Source organism: Streptomyces sp. NPDC017676, from assembly GCF_044329325.1.
Classification (GTDB): domain Bacteria; phylum Actinomycetota; class Actinomycetes; order Streptomycetales; family Streptomycetaceae; genus Streptomyces.
Window position 1 is genome coordinate 1 of the sequence record NZ_JBIRJA010000032.1, and the last position, 20,428, is coordinate 20,428.

19 protein-coding genes and 2 pseudogenes are annotated in these 20,428 nt (G+C 73.5%); 15 read left to right on the top strand and 6 right to left on the bottom strand.

What is annotated here, in order from left to right; translation table 11 throughout:
• Positions 1 to 210 (top strand): annotated as a pseudogene (locus tag ACH4LD_RS40630) (peptide ABC transporter ATP-binding protein); the annotation flags it as partial.
• Positions 211 to 310: 100 nt separating this feature from the next.
• Here the strand turns inward: ACH4LD_RS40630 and ACH4LD_RS40635 are convergent.
• Positions 311 to 2,452: a prolyl oligopeptidase family serine peptidase gene (locus ACH4LD_RS40635; RefSeq protein WP_398056181.1), complete on the bottom strand. Its 2,142-nt coding sequence runs from the start codon at positions 2,450 to 2,452 to the stop codon at positions 311 to 313.
• Between the two features lie 173 nt (positions 2,453 to 2,625).
• Here ACH4LD_RS40635 and ACH4LD_RS40640 point away from each other — a divergent pair, with 173 nt between their 5' ends.
• The 8 genes from ACH4LD_RS40640 to ACH4LD_RS40675 all read left to right on the top strand — a co-directional run bounded on the left by ACH4LD_RS40640 (position 2,626) and on the right by ACH4LD_RS40675 (position 10,466).
• Entirely contained in the window at positions 2,626 to 2,820 is a 195-nt protein-coding gene (locus ACH4LD_RS40640) for a hypothetical protein (protein WP_030649813.1), read from the top strand.
• Positions 2,821 to 2,868: 48 nt separating this feature from the next.
• Positions 2,869 to 3,729 (top strand): N-acetyl-1-D-myo-inositol-2-amino-2-deoxy-alpha-D-glucopyranoside deacetylase, encoded by an 861-nt coding sequence (gene mshB, locus ACH4LD_RS40645; RefSeq protein ID WP_398056180.1) that lies wholly within the window; start codon positions 2,869 to 2,871, stop codon positions 3,727 to 3,729.
• On the top strand, positions 3,726 to 4,142 hold the full coding sequence (locus ACH4LD_RS40650; RefSeq protein WP_398056179.1) for a DUF6113 family protein: 417 nt from the start codon (positions 3,726 to 3,728) through the stop codon (positions 4,140 to 4,142). Before mshB ends, ACH4LD_RS40650 begins: the two co-directional genes overlap by 4 nt.
• A gap of 193 nt (positions 4,143 to 4,335) precedes the next feature.
• Entirely contained in the window at positions 4,336 to 6,849 is a 2,514-nt protein-coding gene (locus ACH4LD_RS40655) for a hypothetical protein (protein WP_398056178.1), read from the top strand.
• 140 nt (positions 6,850 to 6,989) lie between these two features.
• On the top strand, positions 6,990 to 7,919 hold the full coding sequence (locus tag ACH4LD_RS40660; RefSeq protein WP_398056177.1) for an ABC transporter ATP-binding protein: 930 nt from the start codon (positions 6,990 to 6,992) through the stop codon (positions 7,917 to 7,919).
• Complete coding sequence (locus ACH4LD_RS40665; RefSeq protein ID WP_132792325.1) at positions 7,916 to 8,656, top strand: ABC transporter permease; 741 nt, start codon at positions 7,916 to 7,918, stop codon at positions 8,654 to 8,656. Before ACH4LD_RS40660 ends, ACH4LD_RS40665 begins: the two co-directional genes overlap by 4 nt.
• A 5-nt stretch (positions 8,657 to 8,661) precedes the next feature.
• The gene (locus tag ACH4LD_RS40670) at positions 8,662 to 9,855 is read left to right on the top strand and encodes a sensor histidine kinase (RefSeq protein WP_398056176.1); all 1,194 of its coding nucleotides are present in this window, start codon (positions 8,662 to 8,664) and stop codon (positions 9,853 to 9,855) included.
• Entirely contained in the window at positions 9,852 to 10,466 is a 615-nt protein-coding gene (locus ACH4LD_RS40675) for a response regulator transcription factor (RefSeq protein ID WP_171153116.1), read from the top strand. The genes ACH4LD_RS40670 and ACH4LD_RS40675 overlap by 4 nt, the downstream gene beginning before the upstream one ends.
• Before the next feature lie 9 nt (positions 10,467 to 10,475).
• Here ACH4LD_RS40675 and ACH4LD_RS40680 read toward each other — a convergent pair whose 3' ends face one another.
• Together ACH4LD_RS40680 and ACH4LD_RS40685 are read right to left on the bottom strand one after the other, a co-directional pair.
• Positions 10,476 to 11,342 carry a tetratricopeptide repeat protein gene (locus ACH4LD_RS40680; protein ID WP_398056175.1) on the bottom strand — a complete coding sequence of 289 codons (867 nt, stop codon included), beginning with the start codon at positions 11,340 to 11,342 and terminating at the stop codon, positions 10,476 to 10,478.
• A 494-nt stretch (positions 11,343 to 11,836) separates the two neighbouring features.
• A pseudogene (locus tag ACH4LD_RS40685) lies at positions 11,837 to 12,829 on the bottom strand (GNAT family N-acetyltransferase); the annotation flags it as partial.
• 140 nt (positions 12,830 to 12,969) lie between these two features.
• Between ACH4LD_RS40685 and fdxA the strand changes: the two are divergent.
• Both fdxA and ACH4LD_RS40695 read left to right on the top strand, forming a co-directional pair.
• The gene (gene fdxA, locus ACH4LD_RS40690; RefSeq protein ID WP_014674796.1) at positions 12,970 to 13,290 is read left to right on the top strand and encodes a ferredoxin; all 321 of its coding nucleotides are present in this window, start codon (positions 12,970 to 12,972) and stop codon (positions 13,288 to 13,290) included.
• Between the two features lie 132 nt (positions 13,291 to 13,422).
• Entirely contained in the window at positions 13,423 to 14,520 is a 1,098-nt protein-coding gene (locus ACH4LD_RS40695; protein WP_398056174.1) for a bifunctional succinyldiaminopimelate transaminase/glutamate-prephenate aminotransferase, read from the top strand.
• Positions 14,521 to 14,603: 83 nt separating this feature from the next.
• On the opposite strand, the gene ACH4LD_RS40700 is transcribed toward ACH4LD_RS40695, so the two are convergent.
• Positions 14,604 to 15,071 carry an ATP-binding protein gene (locus ACH4LD_RS40700; protein ID WP_103817602.1) on the bottom strand — a complete coding sequence of 156 codons (468 nt, stop codon included), beginning with the start codon at positions 15,069 to 15,071 and terminating at the stop codon, positions 14,604 to 14,606.
• Between the two features lie 286 nt (positions 15,072 to 15,357).
• Positions 15,358 to 16,374: a heavy metal transporter gene (locus ACH4LD_RS40705; protein WP_398056173.1), complete on the bottom strand. Its 1,017-nt coding sequence runs from the start codon at positions 16,372 to 16,374 to the stop codon at positions 15,358 to 15,360.
• Positions 16,375 to 16,480: 106 nt separating this feature from the next.
• On the opposite strand from ACH4LD_RS40705, the gene dapE reads away from it, so the two are divergent.
• Together dapE and ACH4LD_RS40715 are read left to right on the top strand one after the other, a co-directional pair.
• Entirely contained in the window at positions 16,481 to 17,560 is a 1,080-nt protein-coding gene (dapE, locus tag ACH4LD_RS40710; protein ID WP_398056172.1) for a succinyl-diaminopimelate desuccinylase, read from the top strand.
• Between the two features lie 106 nt (positions 17,561 to 17,666).
• Positions 17,667 to 18,425, top strand: coding sequence for a TIGR00730 family Rossman fold protein (locus ACH4LD_RS40715; RefSeq protein ID WP_398056171.1), 759 nt, complete (start codon positions 17,667 to 17,669; stop codon positions 18,423 to 18,425).
• A 54-nt stretch (positions 18,426 to 18,479) separates the two neighbouring features.
• Here ACH4LD_RS40715 and folP read toward each other — a convergent pair whose 3' ends face one another.
• Complete coding sequence (gene folP, locus ACH4LD_RS40720; protein WP_132792305.1) at positions 18,480 to 19,340, bottom strand: dihydropteroate synthase; 861 nt, start codon at positions 19,338 to 19,340, stop codon at positions 18,480 to 18,482.
• 137 nt (positions 19,341 to 19,477) lie between these two features.
• Here folP and ACH4LD_RS40725 point away from each other — a divergent pair, with 137 nt between their 5' ends.
• Together ACH4LD_RS40725 and ACH4LD_RS40730 are read left to right on the top strand one after the other, a co-directional pair.
• On the top strand, positions 19,478 to 19,843 hold the full coding sequence (locus tag ACH4LD_RS40725; RefSeq protein WP_398056170.1) for a DivIVA domain-containing protein: 366 nt from the start codon (positions 19,478 to 19,480) through the stop codon (positions 19,841 to 19,843).
• Positions 19,840 to 20,427, top strand: a complete 588-nt coding sequence (locus ACH4LD_RS40730) for a DNA-3-methyladenine glycosylase I (protein ID WP_132792299.1) — start codon at positions 19,840 to 19,842, stop codon at positions 20,425 to 20,427. The genes ACH4LD_RS40725 and ACH4LD_RS40730 overlap by 4 nt, the downstream gene beginning before the upstream one ends.
• Position 20,428: the final 1 nt, after the last annotated feature.

Here is a 20,428-nt window from a genome sequence, read left to right on the forward strand (position 1 = left end):
CCCACCAACATCCCCACCGGCTGCCGCTTCCGCACCCGCTGCTGGAAGGCGCAGGAACGCTGCACCCACGAAGACCCACTGCTCGCGGTCCCGGCCGCCTTCAGCGACACGACCGACCCCGCCGCCCACCCCTCGGCCTGCCACTTCGCGGAGGAGAAACAAGTGGTGCCGCCGGAGGAGTCCCGGCTGAACGGCAACGGGCCGGGGTGACATGGCGCACCCCGGCCCGTTCACGGCACCCGCACGGCCGTACGCTGATCAGCCTCCCGTGTCCGTATATCGGTACCGCTTCGGTGAAGTTGCCTGCGTGTTAACGCAGTTCAGGCCCGCCCGCCCGGCTCGGGAGGGAGCGTCGGAGGAAGTCCAGCTGGAGCAGGAGCAGGTTCTCCGCGACCGTCTCCTGCGGGGTCATGTGGGTCACTCCGGACAGGGGCAGCACCTCGTGCGGGCGGCCGGCGGCCAGCAGTGCGGAGGAGAGGCGCAGGGAGTGCGCGACGACCACGTTGTCGTCCGCCAGCCCGTGGATGACCAGCATCGGGCGGTGCGGCTCGGCGGGGTCGACCAGGCCCGCGTCGTCGATCACCGAGTTGCGCCGGTAGACCTCCGGCTGCTCGTCCGGGTCGCCGAGATAGCGTTCCTGGTAGTGGGTGTCGTACAGCCTGAGGTCGGTGACCGGCGCGCCGACCACCGCCGCGTGGAAGACGTCCGGGCGGCGCAGCACCGCCAGTGCCGCCAGGTAGCCGCCGAAGGACCAGCCCCGGACGGCCACCCGGGTGAGGTCCAGCGGGAACCGCTCGGCGAGGGCGTGCAGCGCGTCGACCTGGTCCTGGAGGACGACCGCCGCCACGTCGTCCCGGATCGACTTCTCCCAGGCGGGCGAGCGGCCCGGGGTGCCCCGGCCGTCGGCGACGACCACCGCGAAGCCCTGGTCGGCGAACCACTGGGAGGTGAGGTGGGCGTTGTGGGCGGCGGCCACGCGCTGGCCGTGCGGACCGCCGTAGGGGTCCAGGAGGACCGGCAGGGGAGTGTCACCGGGGTAGTCCCGTGGCATAAGCACGGCGCACGGAATTCGGCGTGCGCCCCCTTGGGTGAGAGTCACCCGGGGGGACAAACCAGGATCTTCGGCGTACGACCGGACAGTGGCCGTCGGTTTTCCGTCACACAGCACCTCGACCCGGGCGCCCGGCCGGTCCAGCGCGGCGGACACGAGGACGGTCACGTTCCCGGAGCGCACCGCCGAGTGCACACCGGGTTCCCGCGACAGGCGCTCCACGCCCAGTTCGTTCACCCGGTACACATGGACTTCGCCAATTTCCGGCGCCTCGGCCTCCGGACCGGAAGAGGCGGAAACCAGTACGTCGTCCGCACCCACGTCCAGCACGGCGCGCAGATGCAACTGACCGCTGGTCAAGGGACGTTCGCCGACCGCCAGCACCCGTGCGCCGCCCTCGTCCGCGATACGGACAAGCTGCCCGGAGGGGTTCCAGCAGGGCACACCAGCGAACAGTTCCAGCCAAGTTGGATCTTCGTCGGCGTGCACCATCCGCGTGGCCCCGGAATCCGGTTCCACCGCCAGGTAGAGCTGGCTGCGCTGATCCCGCGCCTGGACCAGCAGCAGCGGCGCACCTGCCTCTGACCAGTGCACACGTGCCAGATACGGATAGCGCGCGTGGTCCCAGACCACCTCCGTGCGCGTCCCGTCCAGCCCGCACACGAACAGGCGGACGTCCGCGTTGGGGGTGCCCGCGGCCGGGTACCGGATGCAGACCGGCTCACGTTCCGGGTGGGCCGGATCGGAGATCCACCACCGCCGTACCGGCGTGTCGTCCACGCGTGCCACGAGCAGCCGGTCCGACCCCGGCGCCCACCAGAAGCCCCGCGCACGTGCCATCTCCTCCGCCGCGATGAACTCCGCGAGGCCGTAGGAGACGTCCGCCGACTCCGGCTCGGCCAGCGCCCGGTCGCCGCCGCCCTCGGCGTCCACCGCCCGCAGCGCGCCCCCGGCGACGTACGCGATGTGCCGGCCGTCGGGGGACGGACGTGGGTCGATCACCGGCCCGGGGACGGGCAGTTCACGTGCCGTGCCGGCGCGCAGGTCCGCCGCGAAAAGCCGCCCTGACAAGGCGAAAGACGCCAACTCCACGGCGCTGTCGGTGGCATAGCCGATGATCCCGGCGCCGCCCTCGCGGCTGCGCTCGCGGCGCGCCCGCTCCTCGGCCGAGAGTTCCTCGGCGGCGCCCCGGAGGAGTACGCGCGGATCGGCCGCCAGGCGCTCCGCACCCCCCGGAAGATCCATGACCCACAGGGAGTTGGCCCGGTCGGTGCCCGAGCCGGAACGCAGGAACGCGACACGCGAACCGTCGGGTGCCACGGTGAACGCACGCGGCGCGCCGAGCGTGAACCGCTGGGTCCGGGCGTGCCGACGGGGGAAGGAGTCAGCCTCGGTCGTCATACCCCGACCATATTGGCCATGCGCCCCCTTGTGCGGCTGTGCGCCGACCGATGCGCGAGCACGGATAGTTATGATCACTGCCGCAGAGTGGGTATGAACCTGCTGGTGTCTGCATGGATTTGCTCTACTGATCTTTGAACCCGCGTCCCTGGGATCTTTGGAGGTGAGCCGCCGTGGCACTCTCGATTTCGGCGGTGGTGCTGCTGGCGATCATCGTCTTCCTGTTGATCAAGAAGTCAGGGTTGAAGGGCGGCCACGCGGTCGTCTGCATCCTGCTCGGCTTCTATCTCGCCTCCTCGACGGTCGCTCCCACGATCAGCGAGCTGACGACCAACGTCGCGAGCATGATCGGCAGCATCAAGTTCTGACGGCCGGCGTCGCGGGGCCGGGCGCGGGGACCTCGTAGGGTGGTGGCCATGACGGAACTGCCCTCCCGGCGTCTTCTCCTGGTGCACGCGCACCCGGACGACGAGTCGATCAACAACGGCGCGACCATGGCCAGGTACGCGGCCGAGGGTGCCCACGTGACCCTGGTCACCTGCACCCTGGGGGAGCGGGGCGAGGTCATCCCGCCCGAGCTGCGGCACCTGACGGGCGCCGCGCTGGGCGCGCACCGGCGCGGCGAGCTGGCCGCGGCCGTGTCCGCGCTCGGCGTCACGGACGCGCGGCTGCTCGGCGGCGCCGGGCGGTACGGCGACTCCGGGATGATGGGCCTCGCCGACAACGACGACCCGGGCTGCTTCTGGCAGGCCGACGTCGACGAGGCCGCCGGGAGGCTCGCCGAGGTGATCCTGGAGGTCCGCCCCCAGGTCCTCGTGACGTACGACGACGACGGCGGCTACGGCCACCCGGACCACATCCAGGCCCACCGCGTCGCCATGCGCGCGGTCGACCTCGCGGCCGAGCGCGGCCACCGGATCGCCAAGGTGTACTGGAACCGCGTCCCGCGCTCCGTCGCCGACGCCGCCTTCGCCCGCCTTCAGGACGAGCTGCCCGGTCTGCCGTTCGACAAGGGTGCCGCCGTGGACGACGTGCCCGGCGTGGTGGCCGACGAGCGGATCACCACCACGATCGACGGCACCGCGTACGCCGCCGCCAAGGCCGCCGCCATGCGCGCGCACGCCACCCAGATCCAGGTCGCCGAGCCGTACTTCGCGCTCTCCAACGAACTCGCCCAGCCGCTGTTCACCACCGAGTACTACGAGTTGGTGCGCGGGCCCGGACAGCGCGGGGAGACCGACCTCTTCGCCGGCCTCGGCCTCGGGGAGACGTCATGAGCGACGGCGGGAACGGCTCCCTGCTCGCCCAGCCGCTGCGTCCGCCCTCCGCGGGACGGGCCGCCGCCCTCGTCGGCCTGCTCCTGCTCGGCGCCGTCACCGGCCTCGCCGGGGCCCTGCTCCAGGCCGCCTGGTTCCCCGGCGGACTGCTGCTCGCCCTCGCGGGCGCCGCCGGGCTCTTCCTCGGCGGCGCGTACGCCACCGGGGGCCGGGGCGGGGCGGTGGCGCCGGCGGCGGGCTGGGTGGTCGCCGTCATCCTGCTCACCACCACGCGCCCGGAGGGCGACTACCTCTTCGGCGCGGGCGGCAGCTCCTATCTGTACCTGCTCGGCGGCATGGCCCTCGCTGTGATCTGCGCCACCGTTGGCGCGGGGCGGCAACCGCGCGGCGGCTCCGCCCGACTTGGCAAGTGACGTACCACTTCGCCGTGCCGTGCGCGTGCGAGTCCGGTGTGGGTTTCCTCGGCGGTCATGGGATACGCGCCAGAAGTGGCCAGTATGGTGGTGCGCGCCGCCGAGCCTCCCCCAAGTTCTCGACTGCGCTCGAACAGGGGGTGCCCCCAGCTGAGGTCGAAACGGGCGGTGGAGCCAACCGGGAGAACCTGCCTTGAGTCGTGAAACTGACACTCCGTCCTCCGGGCCCAACGGGCGCGGCGGAGCCGCATACCCCTCCGGCACGCCGCCGTACGGGACCCCCATGGCTTCCGACGACGGTACGGGCGCGGGCCGTTCGGCCACGCGGCCGGAGGAGAAGAAGACCGAGACCACGCTGACGACCCGGATCCGGATCAACATCCCCGGGTCCCGGCCCATCCCGCCGGTCGTCGTGCGCAAGCCCGTCGGGGACGGCGAGGGCGCCGAGGAGGCGCCGGCCGCCGAGCCGCTGCCCGTGGCCGAACGGCCGTCCGCCGGCGCCGCCGAGGCCCCGGCCGAGCCCGCCGCCCAGGCGGAGGAGAAGACCAGCGACTGGTTCGCGCCGCGCAAGTCCGGCGCGCCCAAGGGCGGTCCGGGCGCCGGCGGCGCGAACGGCGCCGGAACGTCCGGCGGTTCCGCCGCCACCGCCTCCTCCGGCGGGTCGGGCACCCGTTCGAGTGGTCCGGGGGCTTCCGGTGCGGCCGGTACCACCGGCGCACGCCCCGGCGGCGGCCGTCCCGGTGGTGTGGTCGGCTCCATGAGCGTGCCGGGCGGTCCCCGCCCCGGCGGTACGAACGGCAAGGGGCTGCCCGGCGCCACCGGTGGCCCGGTCGCCCCGGGTCACGGCGGCGGCACCGGCTCCTTCGACGTGACCGAGGCCCTGACCGCGGGCCCCCTCGGCGGCGGCTCCCGCCCCGGCTCCACCGGCTCCGACGAGCCCCGCCGCGGCGACCTGCCGTACTTCTCGGAGAACGGCGGCCAGGACGACTTCGGCACGGGCCCGGCGGGCACCGGCGGCCGGGACGGCTACGGTGCCGGGGCAGCCGGGCACGACGGCTTCGGCGGCGCTGCCGCGGGCGTCGGCGGCCAGGACGGCTTCGGCGGTGCCGCGGGCGGTGCCCGTGGCAACGGCGGTCCCGGCGGCGCCAGCGGCTTCGACGGACCCGGTGGCCCTGGCGGCCCCGGCGGTCCGCAGGGCGGGCCGGCCGGTCCCACCAGCGGTCCGGTGACCGGTGACGGCACCCTCGTCCCGCCGGCCACCGGCGGCGTCGGCATGGGGCCGGGCGAGCCCTTCGACGGCCCGGCCGGCGCCGGCTTCGGCGGCCACGGCACCTCACCCGCGCGCAGCGCCCTCACCGACATCGCCGCTCTCGACGGGCCCGGCGCCGCCGGTGGCCCGGGCGGTCCCGGCGGCTTCGACGGACCCGGCGGTGCCGGCCGGCCCGGCGGTCCCGGTGCCCCCGGCGGTCCGGGTGCTCCGGGAGTCACCCCCGGCGGCCCGGCGGGCCGTGTCCCCGGTGGCGGGCTCAGCGACGACACCGCGATCCTCACCCCGCAGAAGCCGGCCCCTGAGCCCGGCACGCCCGGATACCGCTCCCCGTCCGCCGACAACGTCTCCGGACACACCGTCACCAGCGGCATCCCGGTCGTCCCGAACGCCGGGAAGCCCCCGTTCGGCACCCAGCCCGGCGGCCCGGCGGCGCCCACGGCGCCCAAGCCGGAGCCGGCCGCCGCGCCCAAGGCGGCGGGCAAGCCGAAGAAGAAGGGCCGCAGCAAGCTGATGCTGCTCGTCGTCGGCGTGTTCGTCGTGGCGGGCGGTGCCTACGGCGCCGGACTGCTGATGAACCGCACCGACGTGCCCAAGGGCACCACCGTGCTCGGTGTCGACATCGGCGGCGGCACCCGCGACGACGCCGTCAAGAAGCTGGACGACGCCTTCGGCAGCCGGGTGAACAAGCCGCTGAAGCTGGCCGTGGGCGGCAAGACGGTCACCCTCACGCCGGAGAACGCCGGTCTCCAGTTCGACTACCAGGCCACGGTGAGCGGGGCCGCGAAGAGCGACTACAACCCGGTCCACGTCGTCGGCTCCCTCTTCGGGCAGAAGCGCGTGGTCGAGCCGGTCATGCCGGTGGACGAGGAGAAGCTCCAGGCCGCGCTCCAGCAGGCCGGCGGTGGTTCGGGCTCGGCCACGGACGGCACCATCAAGTTCGAGGCCGGCGGCAAGGCCGTGGCGGTCTACGGCAAGGCGGGCAAGGCCATCGACGCCGGCCGTTCGACCACGGCGGTCGAGCAGGCGTACCGGGCGCTGGTGGAGACGGGCAGCACCTCCCCGGTCACCGTGCCGACCACCATCAAGCAGCCGACGGTCTCGAACGCCGAGGTGGACCGGGTGATGAACGACTTCGCGAAGCCCGCGATGTCCGGCATCGTCAAGGTGCAGACCGACGCGGCGCACGTCATCCGGTTCGGTCCGCTGTCGCTGCCGAAGATCCTCGGCTTCAAGGCCGTGGACGGCAAGCTCGTGGACACGTACGACCTCAACGCGCTCAAGGAGGCCTACGGCAGCACCTTCGACGGCGTACAGATCCAGACCGCGACCGGCAAGCGCGGCGTGCTGCCGCAGGACGTGGTCGGCGCGCTGCGCCAGGCCCTGCGGGGCAAGACGGAGGCGCAGCGGGTCGGGGTCATCGACACCAACCCCAGCTAGTCCGGCCGTTTCCAGGGGCGCTCCCGCCGAGGGGGCGCCCCTCGCCGTGTCCGTCACCTGATCCCCGTGACATCTGTCATGCGGCACTCAGGACCCCCGACACTGCCCGCTCCCCGGCCCCTGCCGCCAGCATGGACGGCATGACGACGACAGCGGCACCGGCCACCACCACCCCGGTGGTCGGGTTCGACCAGGTGACCAAGACGTACGGGAGCGTGCGGGCCGTCGACGGCCTCTCGCTCCGCCTGCACCCGGGCGAGACCGTCGCCCTCCTCGGCCCGAACGGGGCCGGCAAGTCCACCACCCTGGACCTGCTCCTCGGGCTCAAGCACGCCGACAGCGGCACGGTGAGCCTGTTCGGCGGCAGCCCGCGCGAGGCGATCACCGCCGGCCGGGTCGGGGCGATGCTGCAGAGCGGCGGCCTGATGGACGGGGTCACCGTGGCCGAACTGGTGAAGCTGGCCTGCTCGCTGCACCCGCGGCCGTACCCGGTCTCCGACGTGCTGGCCCGCGCGGGCATCGCCCAGATCTCCGGCCGCAAGGTCGACAAGCTCTCCGGCGGCCAGGCCCAGCGGGTCCGGTTCGCCCTCGCCACCGCCGGGGACAGCGATCTGATCATCCTGGACGAGCCGACCACCGGCATGGACGTCGCCGCCCGCCAGACCTTCTGGGCCACCATGCGCGAACAGGCCGACCAGGGCCGTACGGTCCTCTTCGCCACCCACTACCTGGAAGAGGCCGACGCCATCGCGGACCGGGTCCTGGTGCTGCACCGGGGCCGGCTCCTCGCCGACGGCACGGCCGCCGAGATCAAGGCCAGGGCGGGCGCGCGGCGGATCTCCTTCGACCTGGCCGGCGAGATCGACGAGACAGCCCTGCGCGGGCTGCCGTTCCTCACCTCGGTCGACGTCTCGGGCCAGACCGTCCGCATCCAGTCGTCCGACGCCGACGCGACCGTGCACGCCCTGTACGGCCTCGGTGTCTACCCCCGCAACCTCGAAGTCGCCGGGCTCGGTCTGGAGCAGGCCTTCGTCGCCATCACGGAGGCCGAGGAGGCCAAGCAGTCGTGAACGCACTCATCAAGCTCGAACTGGCCCGCGCCCTGCGGAACAGGAAATTCCTGTTCTTCTCGGTGCTCTACCCCTCGATCATCTACCTGATCTTCTCCAGCAGCGCCGGCGCGAACGAGCGGGTCGACGGCAGCGGCCTGACCGTCGCCACCTACCTGATGGTCTCCATGGCCTCCTTCGGCGCCCTGACCGCCGTCCTGATGGGCAACAGCGAGCGCATCGCCAAGGAACGCGAGAGCGGCTGGGTACGGCAGCTGCGGCTGACCCCGCTGCCCGGTCGCGGCTACGTCCTCGCCAAGACCGCGAGCGCCGCCGTGGTGAGCCTGCCGGCCATCGTCGTCGTGTTCGCCGTCGCCGCCGGCATCAAGCACGTACGCCTGGACGCCTGGCAGTGGCTCGCGCTCACCGGGGTCATCTGGGCCGGCAGCCTCGTCTTCGCCGCGCTCGGCGTCGCCCTCGGCTACCTCGCGTCCGGGGACGCGGTCCGCCCGATCACGATGATCGTCTACTTCGGTCTGTCGATCCTCGGCGGCCTGTGGATGCCGTCCACGACCTTCCCGCAGCTCCTCCAGGACATCGCCAAGTGGCTCCCCACGCACGCGTACGCTGCCCTGGGACGGGCGATCGAGCAGAGCCAGGCGCCCCACGCGGCGGACATCGCCGTCCTCGCCGTCTACTTCGTCCTCTTCGCGGGCGGCGCGGCCTGGCTGTACCGGAAGGACACGCTGAAGGCGTGAGCGCGATGACGGAAGACCCCCTGACCCGCGAGAAGCGGCCGGAACACCAGGTGCGGCTGGGCCAGGGCCCCCGCACCCGGCGGGACGTGCTGGCCAAGGTGCTGTGGATCGGCGTGTGGCTGGTCTTCCTCAGCTCACCGGTCGACGACCTGGTCAGCGGCCACCACACCGCGCGCGCCACCCTCGCCGGCTCCCTCGGCCTGGCCGCGTTCGTCGGGGTCTACCTGGCGCTGGTCTTCCGCAACGTGGGCCGGCCCTTCGCGCCCAGGACCGTCGTCGGCCTCATCGCGGTCCTGGCCGTCCTGGCCCCCGTCCTCGCCTACACCCTCGGCAGCGCCTGGCTCGGCCTCTTCGTCTACCTGTCGGTGGCCTGCGGGGCCACCCTGCCGGTCCGGGCGTCGTACTGGGCGATCCCGGCGACGGCCGCGCTGATGTACCTCGTGGGGCTGCACTCGAACGAGAAGGAGGCCCGTGGCCTGCTGCTCCTCGTGGGGCTCATCGGTTTCGCGATGGTCGGCGTCGGACAACTGGTGCGCACCACGATCGAGTTGCGCAAGGCGCGGGCCACCGTCGCCCAGCTCGCCGCCAACGAGGAGCGGCTCCGCCTCGCCCGCGACCTGCACGACCTGCTCGGCCACTCGCTGTCGCTGATCACGCTCAAGAGCGAGCTGGCCGGCCGGATGCTGCCCGACCACCCCGACAAGGCCGCCCGGCAGGTCGCCGACATCGAGCAGGTCAGCCGGCAGGCCCTGGTCGACGTCCGCGAGGCCGTCACCGGCTACCGTCGGCCCCGGCTCGCCGCCGAACTCGCCGGCGCCCAGGTCGCGCTGACGGCCGCCGGCGTCGTCGCCGAGGTGCCCGCCGAACCCGACCTCGCCGGCGTGCCCGAGGAGGCCGAGTCCGCTCTGGCCTGGGCGCTGCGCGAGGCGGTCACCAACGTGGTCCGGCACAGCGGCGCCGAGCGCTGCGCCGTACGGCTGCTGCGGCGGCAGACGCTGGACGGACCGGTGCTGGAACTCTCCGTCGAGGACGACGGGAGCGGGGGCTCCGGGAAGGGGCCCGGCAATGGACTGACCGGGCTGACCGAGCGCCTGGAGAAGGCCGGCGGCAGCCTGGAGGCGGGCCGGGTCAGGCACGGTTTCCGGCTCGTCGCCCGCGTGCCCACGGCCGCCGGGGCGGACGTAGGATCCGGGGCATGACGAGCATGATCAAGGTCCTCCTCGCCGAGGACCAGTCGATGGTCCGCGAGGCGCTGGCCGCACTGCTCGGCCTGGAGGACGACATCGAGGTCGTCGCCCAGGTGGCGCGCGGCGACGAGGTGCTCGCGGCCGTCGGCGCGCACGGCGTGGACGTCGCGCTGCTCGACATCGAGATGCCCGGCTGCACCGGCATCGAGGCCGCGGCCCGGGTGCGCCGGGAACACCCGCGGGTCAAGCTGGTCGTCCTGACCACCTTCGGGCGCCCCGGCTATCTGCGCAGCGCCATGGAGGCGGGCGCCGACGCCTTCCTCGTCAAGGACGCCCCGGCCGCGCAGCTCGCCGAGGCGATCCGCAAGGTGCTGGCCGGCGAGCGGGTCATCGACCCCACGCTGGCCGCCGCCGCGCTCGCCGAGGGCGCCAACCCGCTCACCGAGCGCGAACGCGAGGTGCTCCGCGCGGCGGCCGACGGCTCCACCAACGCCGAACTGGCCCAGGCCCTCCACCTGTCCCAGGGCACCGTCCGCAACTACCTGTCGACCGCCATCCAGAAACTGGCCGCGCGCAACAGGGCGGAGGCGGTACGGATCGCCCGGGACAAGGGGTGGCTCTGAGGAACCGGCTCAGTTGAGCTTGGACCTCGCCGTGCGCGCCTCCTGCCGGACCTTGTGGGCCGCCGACTCGTCCACCACCTCGATCAGGTCGGCGTAGTGCTGCAGTTCCTCGGCACCCGCTACGAACTCGCCGCGCTGCACCAGAAGTTGCCCGAGCTCGTAGCGCAGCCGCGCCGGGTGCGAGGGGATGAGCAGGGCCAGCTCCACCGCCCGCAGCGCGACGTCGGACCGTTCCGGCCGGGCCGCCGCCCACGCCCGCATGTTGTTCAGGATGCGCTGGACGACCTCCAGGGGCGCCGCCGGCTCCAGCATCGCGGGGTCGAGCGGTGTGCCCGTGGCACCCACGACCAGCAGCTCGGCGTCCGTCCCGGTGAGCACCCGGCCGCCGTCGAACGGATCGGCCAGCACCTGTTCCGCCGCCGCCCCGAACCCGACCACGAAGTGCCCCGGCAGTGCGACCCCGTACACCGGGGCGCCCGCCCGGCGCGCGACCTCCAGCCACACCACCGACAGCAGGATCGGCAGCCCGCGCCGTCGCCGCAGCACCTCGTGCAGCAGGGAGGACTCCAGCCGCTGGTAGTCGCCCGGCGTCCCGTGGAACCCGTAGCGGGTGCCGAGCAGCCGTCGTACGGCCTCCGCCCACGCCCGCGGCCCGTCCGGCCGGTACGGCAGCTCGCCCGCCAGCCGGTCCAGCTCCGCCTGCGCGGCGTCGATGCCGGCCTCGTCCAGCGAGCCGTCCGTCTCCGCGGCGATCAGCAGACACAGCGCCGACAGGTCGGGCCGCTCCGACCGCGCCTCCTCGGCGAACCGCCGCCGCAGCTCGGCGGAGCGGTCCTCCGGGGGCGGATACGGGGGCGGCAGATACGGATGACTCATGGCAGCCTCATGCCCTTCCACGGGGAGTTCTACGGCCCCCGAAGCGGGACGCCTGCGGCGCTCGGCACGCCGGCTGGCCGCCGCGCCGGTTCCGGTCGCCGGGGTGGTTGCTCGGCCGGGTCGGGGTGCTGGGTGTGTCGGCGGGCTGGGTTCGGTCGCCGGGGTGGCCGCTCGCGTGGGTCCGGCCGTTGGGCATGCCGCTCTGCTGGGGGCGGGTGCTGGGAGCGTCACTTGCCTGGGTCCGGGGTCTCGGGGGCGTTCCTGGGCAGGGCCCGGGGTTCAGGGCTGTCCTGGGGCAGGGGCCGGGGTTCAGGGCTGTCCTGGGGCAGGGGCCGGGGTTCAGGGCTGTCCTGGGGCAGCGACCGGGTTCCAGGGCCGTCCTGAGGCAGGGACCCGGTCTCAGGGGTGTCCTCCGGTAGGGAGCGCGTCCCAGGCGTGTCCCCCGGTGCCGGGCGGCCGGCGGAGGCGGGGGGTCCCTCCGGTGCGTCCTGCTCCTCGGGGGCCCGGTAATGGTGGTGGGCGTGGTGCGGGGTGAAGCCGAGGGCGCGGTACAGGGCTCGGGCGGAGTCGTTGTCCGTCTCCACCTGGAGCCAGGCCGCCGAGGCGCCCTCCTCCAGCGCGCGCCGGGCCAGCGCGGCCATGACCTCGGTGGCCAGCCCCTGCCGCCGCCGGCCGGGGTCGACCTCGACGGCGGCGAACCCGGCCCACCGCCCGTCCACGACACACCGCCCGATCGCCGCCGGCGGCTCGCCCTCCCCGCCGGGCACGGAGGCGAACCACACCGACGGCCCGGACCCGAGCACCCGCAGGGCCACCTCGCTCACCCCCTTGCGCTGGTACCGGGCGAGCCACGCCTCGTCCACCGCCCGGGACAGGACCACGCCCGCGCCTCCGGCCCGGTCCGCGACCGGCGCCAGGGGCCCGGTCCACAGCTCGGCGGTCACCTCCCGCACCCAGCCGCGCCGCTCCAGCTCCGCGCACAGCATCTCCTGCGTCCCCTCGGCGCCGGTCGCGGTCTGCACGTACGCGGGCAGGCCGCGCTCGCCGTACCAGCGTCGTACGGCCGCCAGGGCCGCGTCGAGCGGAAGCCCGGGGTCCCCGAGCGGCAGCACGCTGTTGGCGCGCCGGGTGAACCCGCCCGCCGCCCGCAGCTCCCACTCGCCCAGCCGCTCGCTCTCCACCGGCCGCCACGCCCGGGAGGCGACCCGTGCGAGCTCCGGGTAGGTGGCGGCGGGCCCCCTGCGCCGCGCCGGGGCGGCGGGCACGACCTTCCCGGCGACCAGCGCGGCTTGCGGGATCCGGACCCGTTCGCCGTCCCGCCGTGTGATCATGAGCACGCCCCCGTCCCATGATGTGAGAACACCCACCGTGTCAGTGAACTTCTCCGGTCCGTCACCGGGTTCGCCCAACCGCCGTACAGAGACCCGTTTCCCCACGTCAGCAGGGGTGATTCGGACCTCCGGGCGTCCTTTCGCCGAGATTTCCACTGGTCAGTTCACCCCTCCTGTTCGGATCATGCTCCGGAACGGAGATACTAGGGGCGGGCATCGACGACGCCGCGCTCCCGCGCGCCAGGCGGCGGAGCCTGAGGAGGCCCGCCAGCGCCCTATCGAGGAGGAACGACAGCGTGACCTACGTCATCGCGCAGCCTTGTGTCGACGTCAAGGACAAGGCGTGCATCGAGGAGTGCCCGGTCGACTGCATCTACGAGGGCCAGCGGTCCTTGTACATCCACCCGGACGAATGCGTCGACTGTGGTGCCTGTGAGCCGGTCTGCCCGGTCGAGGCGATCTTCTACGAGGACGACGTCCCGGAGGAGTGGAAGGACTACTACAAGGCGAACGTCGAGTTCTTCGACGAGCTCGGCTCGCCCGGCGGCGCCAGCAAGCTGGGGCTGATCGAGCGCGACCACCCCTTCGTCGCCGCGCTCCCGCCGCAGGGCGAGTGACCGTCTGAGCATCAAGCGGCCGCCCGCCACACAGCGCCGCGCCGCCTCGGTCCCGTACGGCCCGATCACCCTGATCACCGCCGCACGGGACCGAGGCGTTTGCCGCACCGTACGAAAGTGAGCCTGATTCCCGTGTCCGCAGTCTCCGACCGGCTTCCCACCTTCCCCTGGGACAAGCTGGAGCCGTACAAGAAGACGGCCGCGGCCCACCCGGACGGCATCGTCGACCTCTCCGTCGGCACCCCGGTCGACCCGGTCCCCGAGCTGGTCCAGAAGGCCCTGATCGACGCGGCCGACTCCCCGGGCTACCCGACCGTCTGGGGCACCCCCGCCCTGCGCGACGCGATCACCGGCTGGCTGGAGCGCCGCCTGGGCGCCCGCGGGATCACCCACCGGCACGTCCTGCCGGTCGTCGGCTCAAAGGAGCTGGTGGCCTGGCTGCCCACCCAGCTCGGCCTCGGCCCCGGCGACAAGGTCGCGTACCCGCGCCTCGCCTACCCCACGTACGAGGTCGGCGCCCGCCTGGCCCGCGCCGGGTACGAGGTCTACGACGACCCGCGCGACCTGGACCCGGCCGGCCTGAAGCTGCTCTGGCTGAACTCTCCGTCCAACCCGACGGGCAAGGTCCTGTCCCGGCAGGAGCTGACGGACATCGTCGCGTGGGCCCGCGCCCACGACGTCCTCGTCTTCTCCGACGAGTGCTACCTGGAGCTGGGCTGGGAGGCCGACCCGGTCTCGGTCCTGCACCCGGACGTCAACGGCGGCTCCTACGACGGCATCGTCGCCGTCCACTCCCTCTCCAAGCGCTCCAACCTGGCCGGCTACCGCGCGGCCTTCGTCGCCGGCGACCCGGCCGTCCTGGGTCCCCTGCTGGAGATCCGCAAGCACGGCGGCATGATGACCTCCGCGCCGACGCAGGCGGCGGTCGTGGCCGCGCTCGGCGACGACGTCCACGTCCACGAGCAGCGCGAGCGCTACGCCGCCCGCCGCGAGGCCCTCCGGGAGGCGCTCCTCGCCGACGGCTTCCGCATCGAACACAGCGAGGCGAGCCTCTACCTCTGGGCCACCCGCGACGAGTCCTGCTGGACCACGGTCGCCCACCTGGCCGACCGGGGCATCCTGGTGGCCCCGGGCGACTTCTACGGCGAGGCGGGGAGGAACCACGTCCGCGTGGCCTTCACGGCGACGGACGAACGAGTGCGGGCAGCGGTGGCCCGCCTGACCGCCTAGGCCACCCGTTCGTCCCGCCGGCGCACAAGCCGACGGGGCCCGGGAAAGGAACCCGGACCCCGTCGGCGTGCACAGCCGGGCGCTCAGCCGCCCAGCGGCAGACCCTTGGCCGGCAGGGAGGACGTCGGCAGGGACGCCGTCGGCAGCCCGCCCTTGGCGAGGGAGTCCGTCGGCAGCCCGCCCTTCGTGGCACCGGAGGCCGTGTCCCCCAGGACACCTCCGGCCGCTCCGACGGCACCGCCCACGGCCTGCTGCGCCGCGGGGGCCGCCTTCTTCACGGCACTGCCGCCGGTCGCGCCCGCGGCCGGCACCGCCTGCTCGAACGCCTTGCCGCCCGTGTGGCCCGCGGCGGCGGTGACGCTCTGCGCGGCACTGTCCACGGTGTTGCCGACCTGCGCGCCGTCCAGGGCGGTCAGACCACCCAGGTTCGGGGTGGCCACCGGCAGGTTCGTGGCCGCTCCGGCGGAGCCGGCCGCACCGACCCCGGCAGCCGCTCCCGCTGCGACGAGCAGCGCGGCACGGGCGATCCGGCGGGTCAGGGGGAGGGACATGATGCTCCATTCGACGGGAGAGAACGGTGTCTGTGTCCGAGCCCGTCTCCGGCTCGGACGCCGTGACTACCGCTCGAAGCCCGCGAAGGTTGCGGACGCCCCAGGTAAAGAATGGATAACGCGTCGCATTATCAGGTGTGGATAAAAACGGGCAAAGAGCGTCCGCCGGAAATCGCGCAGAATCCTTCCCGCCCTTGATTGCCAAGGGTTCCCGGGGCGGGCGCACCACCCGCCCGAGCCGTCGTGCGCCCCGGCGCGGCACAACCCGCCGGAGTGACCGTCCGTACTACTGTCCGGCCACGATCCGCACCGAGCCCGCGGACGTCTCCACGGTGTTCCCCGCGGAGCTCTGCGCGCCCCCGGCCCCGTCCGGCCCAGCCGTCCGCCACTCGTCGCCGTCGCTCCCCGCCGTCCACACCCGCCCGGCGTACGACACCCGCTCGATGTGCAGCGCCGAGGAGTTGGCCACCGCCCACTGCGCGAGCTGCCAGCCCCGCTGCCGCTCGCCACGCCCGGTCGCGTCCGTCTTCGCACCCTCCGGCACCGGAACCGTCACCGTCCGCCCGCGCGCGGTCGCGGTCACGCTCGGCGACGGGGACGGCGACGGCACGGGCGTCCCGCCCACCACCGCGCCGGTCTGCTGGAGAGCGTCCCGCCCGAAGTCCCGTACCAGCGCGGCCCGCACCGCGTCCGGACCGGTCGCCGAGTTCGTGCGCTGCGGGCGCCCGTCGCAGGTCAGCGTGGCCGCCGCCCGCCCGGTCAGGGCCGCCGCCAGCAGCGTGGCGTCCTGCTCGTGCTTGGCGTACGCCTCCGGGTAGCCGCTGCGCTGCACCCGCTGCGCGGCCACCGTCAGCGGCAGGTCGGTGTAGTCCGGCACCTTCGCCAGGTGCGCGTAGAAGATGCCCGCCGCGTAGGCCGGGTCCATGATCTGCCGCTCGGTGCCCCAGCCCTGCGAGGGCCGCTGCTGGAACAGGCCCAGCGAGTCCCGGTCGCCGTGCTCGATGTTCCGCAGCCCCGACTCCTGCAGGGCGGTCGCCAGCGCGATCGTCACGGCCCGCTCGGGCATTCCGCGCCCGGTGCCGACGGCGGCGATCGTCGCCGCGTTCACCGCCTGCTCGGGCGTGAACTCGTACGACGCCCCGTCGTCCGAGGCCGAGACCACCGTGCAGCCGCGCGCACCGCCGCCTCCGGTGACGTACTGCACCACGAGGTACGCGGCGACGCCGCACAGGACCAACAGGGCCGCGGCGTAACGGAAGAGGCGCCCGCGGCGCTTGGGACGGGTGGGGGACGGCTCTGACACGCGTACAAGGTACTGGAGCACCCCGGCCCCCTTACGCGGGGTCCGCGGGGACCGCGCCGTCCTCCGCGCCCCCGGCCCCGGCGGGCGGCGCGTTAGGGTCGTGGCCATGGCCGACACCTCGCTTGACCTCACGCTGGACGCCGCCGCGCTCACCGCGCGGCTCGTGGACCTCCCCTCCGAGAGCGGCACCGAGAAGCCGCTCGCGGACGCCATCGAGGCCGCGCTGCGCGCCCTGCCGCACCTGACGGTGGACCGCTACGGCAACAACGTGATCGCCCGGACGGACCTGGGCCGCGCCGAACGCGTCATCCTGGCCGGGCACATCGACACCGTGCCGATCGCGGACAACGTGCCCTCGCGGCTCGACGCGGACGGGGTGCTGTGGGGCTGCGGCACGTGCGACATGAAGTCGGGCGTGGCGGTGCAGCTGCGCATCGCGGCCACCGTCCCGGACCCCAACCGCGACCTGACCTTCGTCTTCTACGACAACGAGGAGGTCGCCGCCGACCTCAACGGCCTGAAGCACGTCGCCGAGGCCCACCCGGAGTGGCTGGCGGGCGACTTCGCGGTCCTGCTGGAGCCCTCCGACGGCGAGGTGGAGGGCGGCTGCCAGGGCACGCTGCGGGTGCTGCTGAGGACGAAGGGCGAGCGGGCCCACTCGGCGCGCGGCTGGATGGGCTCCAACGCCATCCACGCGGCGGCCCCGGTCCTGGCCCGGCTGGCCTCCTACGAGCCGCGCCGGCCGGTCATCGACGGGCTGGAGTACCGCGAGGGCCTGAACGCGGTGGGCATCAGCGGGGGAGTGGCCGGGAACGTCATCCCGGACGAGTGCGTGGTCACGGTCAACTTCCGGTACGCCCCCGACCGCACCGAGCAGGAGGCGATCGCGCACGTCCAGGAGGTGTTCGCGGACTGCGGGGTGGAGGAGTTCGTGGTGGACGACCACAGCCCCGGCGCGCTGCCCGGCCTCTCCCAGCCGGCCGCCGCCGCCTTCATCGAGGCGGTGGGCGGCACCCCGCGGCCCAAGTACGGCTGGACGGACGTGTCCCGCTTCTCCGCGCTCGGCATCCCCGCGGTCAACTACGGCCCCGGCAACCCGCACCTGGCGCACAAGCGGGACGAGCGCGTGGAGGCCGCGAAGATCCTCGCGGGCGAGGAACGGCTGCGGAACTGGCTCACCGCGTAGCCCGTGCGGGGCGCGCCGCTGCACGCCGGACACGCCCAGGTCCCCCCGCCGTAACCCGCGTAGATCTAGTCTGAGATCGAACTACCGGCAAGCGGAGGGAGCGCACATGCCTACCGGCAATCCCGAGGGGAAGAAGCAGCCGCCGGACGAGCAGCGGCTCGGACCGGTCCTCCGACGGCGGGGCCAGGTGACGGCCAGCACGACGGACCAGCGGCTGCTGGACGAGCGCGCCCCCACGGACTGGGTCCACACCGACCCCTGGCGGGTCCTGCGGATCCAGTCGGAGTTCATCGAGGGCTTCGGCACGCTCGCCGAACTCCCGCCCGCCATCAGCGTGTTCGGCTCGGCGCGGACCCCGGTGGACTCGGCGGAGTACGACGCGGGCGTGCGGCTCGGCCGGGGACTCGTGCAGGCCGGCTGGGCGGTCATCACGGGCGGTGGTCCGGGGGCGATGGAGGCGGCCAACAAGGGTGCCTGCGAGGCGGGCGGCGTCTCGGTCGGCCTCGGAATCGAACTTCCCTTCGAGCAGGGGCTCAACCCCTATGTCGACATCGGCCTGAACTTCCGCTACTTCTTCGTCCGCAAGATGATGTTCGTGAAGTACGCGCAGGGCTTCGTCGTCCTCCCGGGCGGCCTCGGCACTCTCGACGAACTCTTCGAGGCGCTGACCCTGGTCCAGACCCAGAAGGTCACCCGGTTCCCGATCGTCCTGTTCGGCAGCGAGTACTGGGGCGGCCTGGTGGACTGGCTGAAGAACACGCTGGTGGCCCAGGGCAAGGCGTCGGAGAAGGACCTCCTGCTGTTCCACGTGACGGACGAGGTGGACGAGGCGGTGGCCCTGGTGTCCAAGGAGGCGGGCCGCTAGGCGCCGGTGCCGGGGGCTGAGCGGGACGTCCACCCGGCTCAGCCCCCTGGTCGGTCAGGCCAGACCCCGGCGGGCCACGGCGGGGACCCGGTGGCCGGCGATGGACGCCACCATCTCCAGCACCTGACGGGTCTCGGCCACCTCGTGCACCCGGTACACCTGCGCTCCCAGCCAGGCGGAGACCGCGGTCGTCGCCAGCGTGCCGATCAGCCGTTCCTTCACCGGCCGGTCCAGCGTCTCCCCGACGAAGTCCTTGTTCGACAGCGACACCAGCACCGGCCACCCCGTGGCCACCATCTCGTCCAGCCGCCGCGTCGCCTCCAGGCTGTGCCGGGTGTTCTTCCCGAAGTCGTGTCCGGGGTCGATCAGCACCGACTCGCGCGGCACGCCGAGCGCGACCGCCCGCTCGGCCAGCCCCACGGTCACGTCCAGGATGTCGGCGACGACGTCGTCGTACGTCACCCGGTGCGGACGCGTACGCGGCTCCACGCCACCGGCGTGCGTGCACACCAGCCCCACCCCGTAGCGGGCCGCGACCTCCGCGAGCCCCGGGTCGACCCCGCCCCACGCGTCGTTCAGCAGATCCGCGCCGGCCTCGCACACGGCCTCGCCGACCTCGGCCCGCCAGGTGTCCACACTGATGATCACATCGGGGAACCGCCGCCGTACCTCCGCGACGAAGCCGACCGTCCGGCGCGCCTCCTCCTCGGCCGTGACCTCTTCCCCGGGCCCGGCCTTGACCCCGCCGATGTCGATGATCGCGGCGCCCTCAGCCACCGCCTGCTCCACACGCGCCAGGGCCGGCTCGTCGCGGAAGGTGGCTCCCCGGTCGTAGAAGGAATCCGGCGTCCGGTTCACGATCGCCATGATCACCGGCTCGTGCGGCCCGAATTCCCGCCTGCCCAGCCTGAGCATCCGCTGTGACCTCTCCTAGTACGTTCCGCAGTACGCCGCCTGCGACCCTAACTGTCAGACTCGCATGGCACGATCGGACCCTGACAGTTTCAGCTTCCGGCACAGCGTCCGGTAACGAGCGTGGGGACCCTAAGGCGATGGTGATGTTCTTGTTCCTGGTCGTCGCGCTGGCCGTCGTGGTCGCCGCGGTGACCCTGGCCGTGGTGGGCGGCGGGGAGAGCGCCCCGCTGCCCGAGGCGGCGCCCGAGCGGCTCCGCGACCCCCTCCCCGAGGACCGTCCGGTGGGCCGCGCGGACGTGGAGGGCCTGCGCTTCCCCCTCGCCCCGCGCGGCTACCGCATGGCCGACGTCGACGACGCGCTCGGCCGGCTCGCGGCGGAACTGGCGGAACGGGACGCCCGCATCGCCGACCTGGAGTCCGCGCTGGCCGGCGCGAGAGCCGCCGCCGCGCACGCGCACCACGCACAGCAGGACCGGAGCGAGGGCCCGGAGGAGCGGCGATGACCACCGGAGCGGCCGTTCCCGGGCCGGACGGCGCCCTGCGCTGCCCCTGGGCCCTGTCCACCGTCGACTACGTGTCGTACCACGACGAGGAATGGGGCCGCCCGGTCCACGGCGACGACGCCCTCTTCGAGCGGCTCAGCCTGGAGGCCTTCCAGTCGGGCCTGTCCTGGATCACGATCCTGCGCCGCCGCCCGGGCTTCCGCGCGGCCTTCGCCGGCTTCCGTATCGAGAAGGTCGCCGCCTTCACCGAGGCCGACCGCGACCGCCTGCTCGCCGACCCCGGCATCATCCGCAACCGGGCCAAGATCGACGCCACCCTCGCCAACGCCCGCGTCCTCGCCGACTGGGCCGAGGGCGAGCTGGACACCCTGATCTGGTCCCATGCCCCCGACCCGGCGACCCGCCCGGCCCCGAAGACCCTCGCGGACGTACCGGCGGTGACCCCGGAGTCGACGGCCCTCTCCAAGGCCCTGAAGAAACGGGGCCTGAGATTCGTCGGACCGACGACGGCGTACGCGCTGATGCAGGCGTGCGGCCTGGTCGACGACCACCTGGAGACCTGCGTGGCGAGAACCGCCCGGTGAA

Coding starts and splice junctions, on each gene's coding strand:
- ACH4LD_RS40635 (WP_398056181.1), bottom strand. CDS start 2,452: ATGACGACCGAGGCTGACTCCTTCCCCCGTCGGCACGCCCGGACCCAG.
- mshB (WP_398056180.1), top strand. CDS start 2,869: ATGACGGAACTGCCCTCCCGGCGTCTTCTCCTGGTGCACGCGCACCCG.
- ACH4LD_RS40650 (WP_398056179.1), top strand. CDS start 3,726: ATGAGCGACGGCGGGAACGGCTCCCTGCTCGCCCAGCCGCTGCGTCCG.
- ACH4LD_RS40660 (WP_398056177.1), top strand. CDS start 6,990: ATGACGACGACAGCGGCACCGGCCACCACCACCCCGGTGGTCGGGTTC.
- ACH4LD_RS40670 (WP_398056176.1), top strand. CDS start 8,662: ATGACGGAAGACCCCCTGACCCGCGAGAAGCGGCCGGAACACCAGGTG.
- ACH4LD_RS40675 (WP_171153116.1), top strand. CDS start 9,852: ATGACGAGCATGATCAAGGTCCTCCTCGCCGAGGACCAGTCGATGGTC.
- ACH4LD_RS40680 (WP_398056175.1), bottom strand. CDS start 11,342: ATGAGTCATCCGTATCTGCCGCCCCCGTATCCGCCCCCGGAGGACCGC.
- ACH4LD_RS40700 (WP_103817602.1), bottom strand. CDS start 15,071: ATGTCCCTCCCCCTGACCCGCCGGATCGCCCGTGCCGCGCTGCTCGTC.
- dapE (WP_398056172.1), top strand. CDS start 16,481: ATGGCCGACACCTCGCTTGACCTCACGCTGGACGCCGCCGCGCTCACC.
- ACH4LD_RS40715 (WP_398056171.1), top strand. CDS start 17,667: ATGCCTACCGGCAATCCCGAGGGGAAGAAGCAGCCGCCGGACGAGCAG.
- folP (WP_132792305.1), bottom strand. CDS start 19,340: ATGCTCAGGCTGGGCAGGCGGGAATTCGGGCCGCACGAGCCGGTGATC.
- ACH4LD_RS40725 (WP_398056170.1), top strand. CDS start 19,478: ATGGTGATGTTCTTGTTCCTGGTCGTCGCGCTGGCCGTCGTGGTCGCC.
- ACH4LD_RS40730 (WP_132792299.1), top strand. CDS start 19,840: ATGACCACCGGAGCGGCCGTTCCCGGGCCGGACGGCGCCCTGCGCTGC.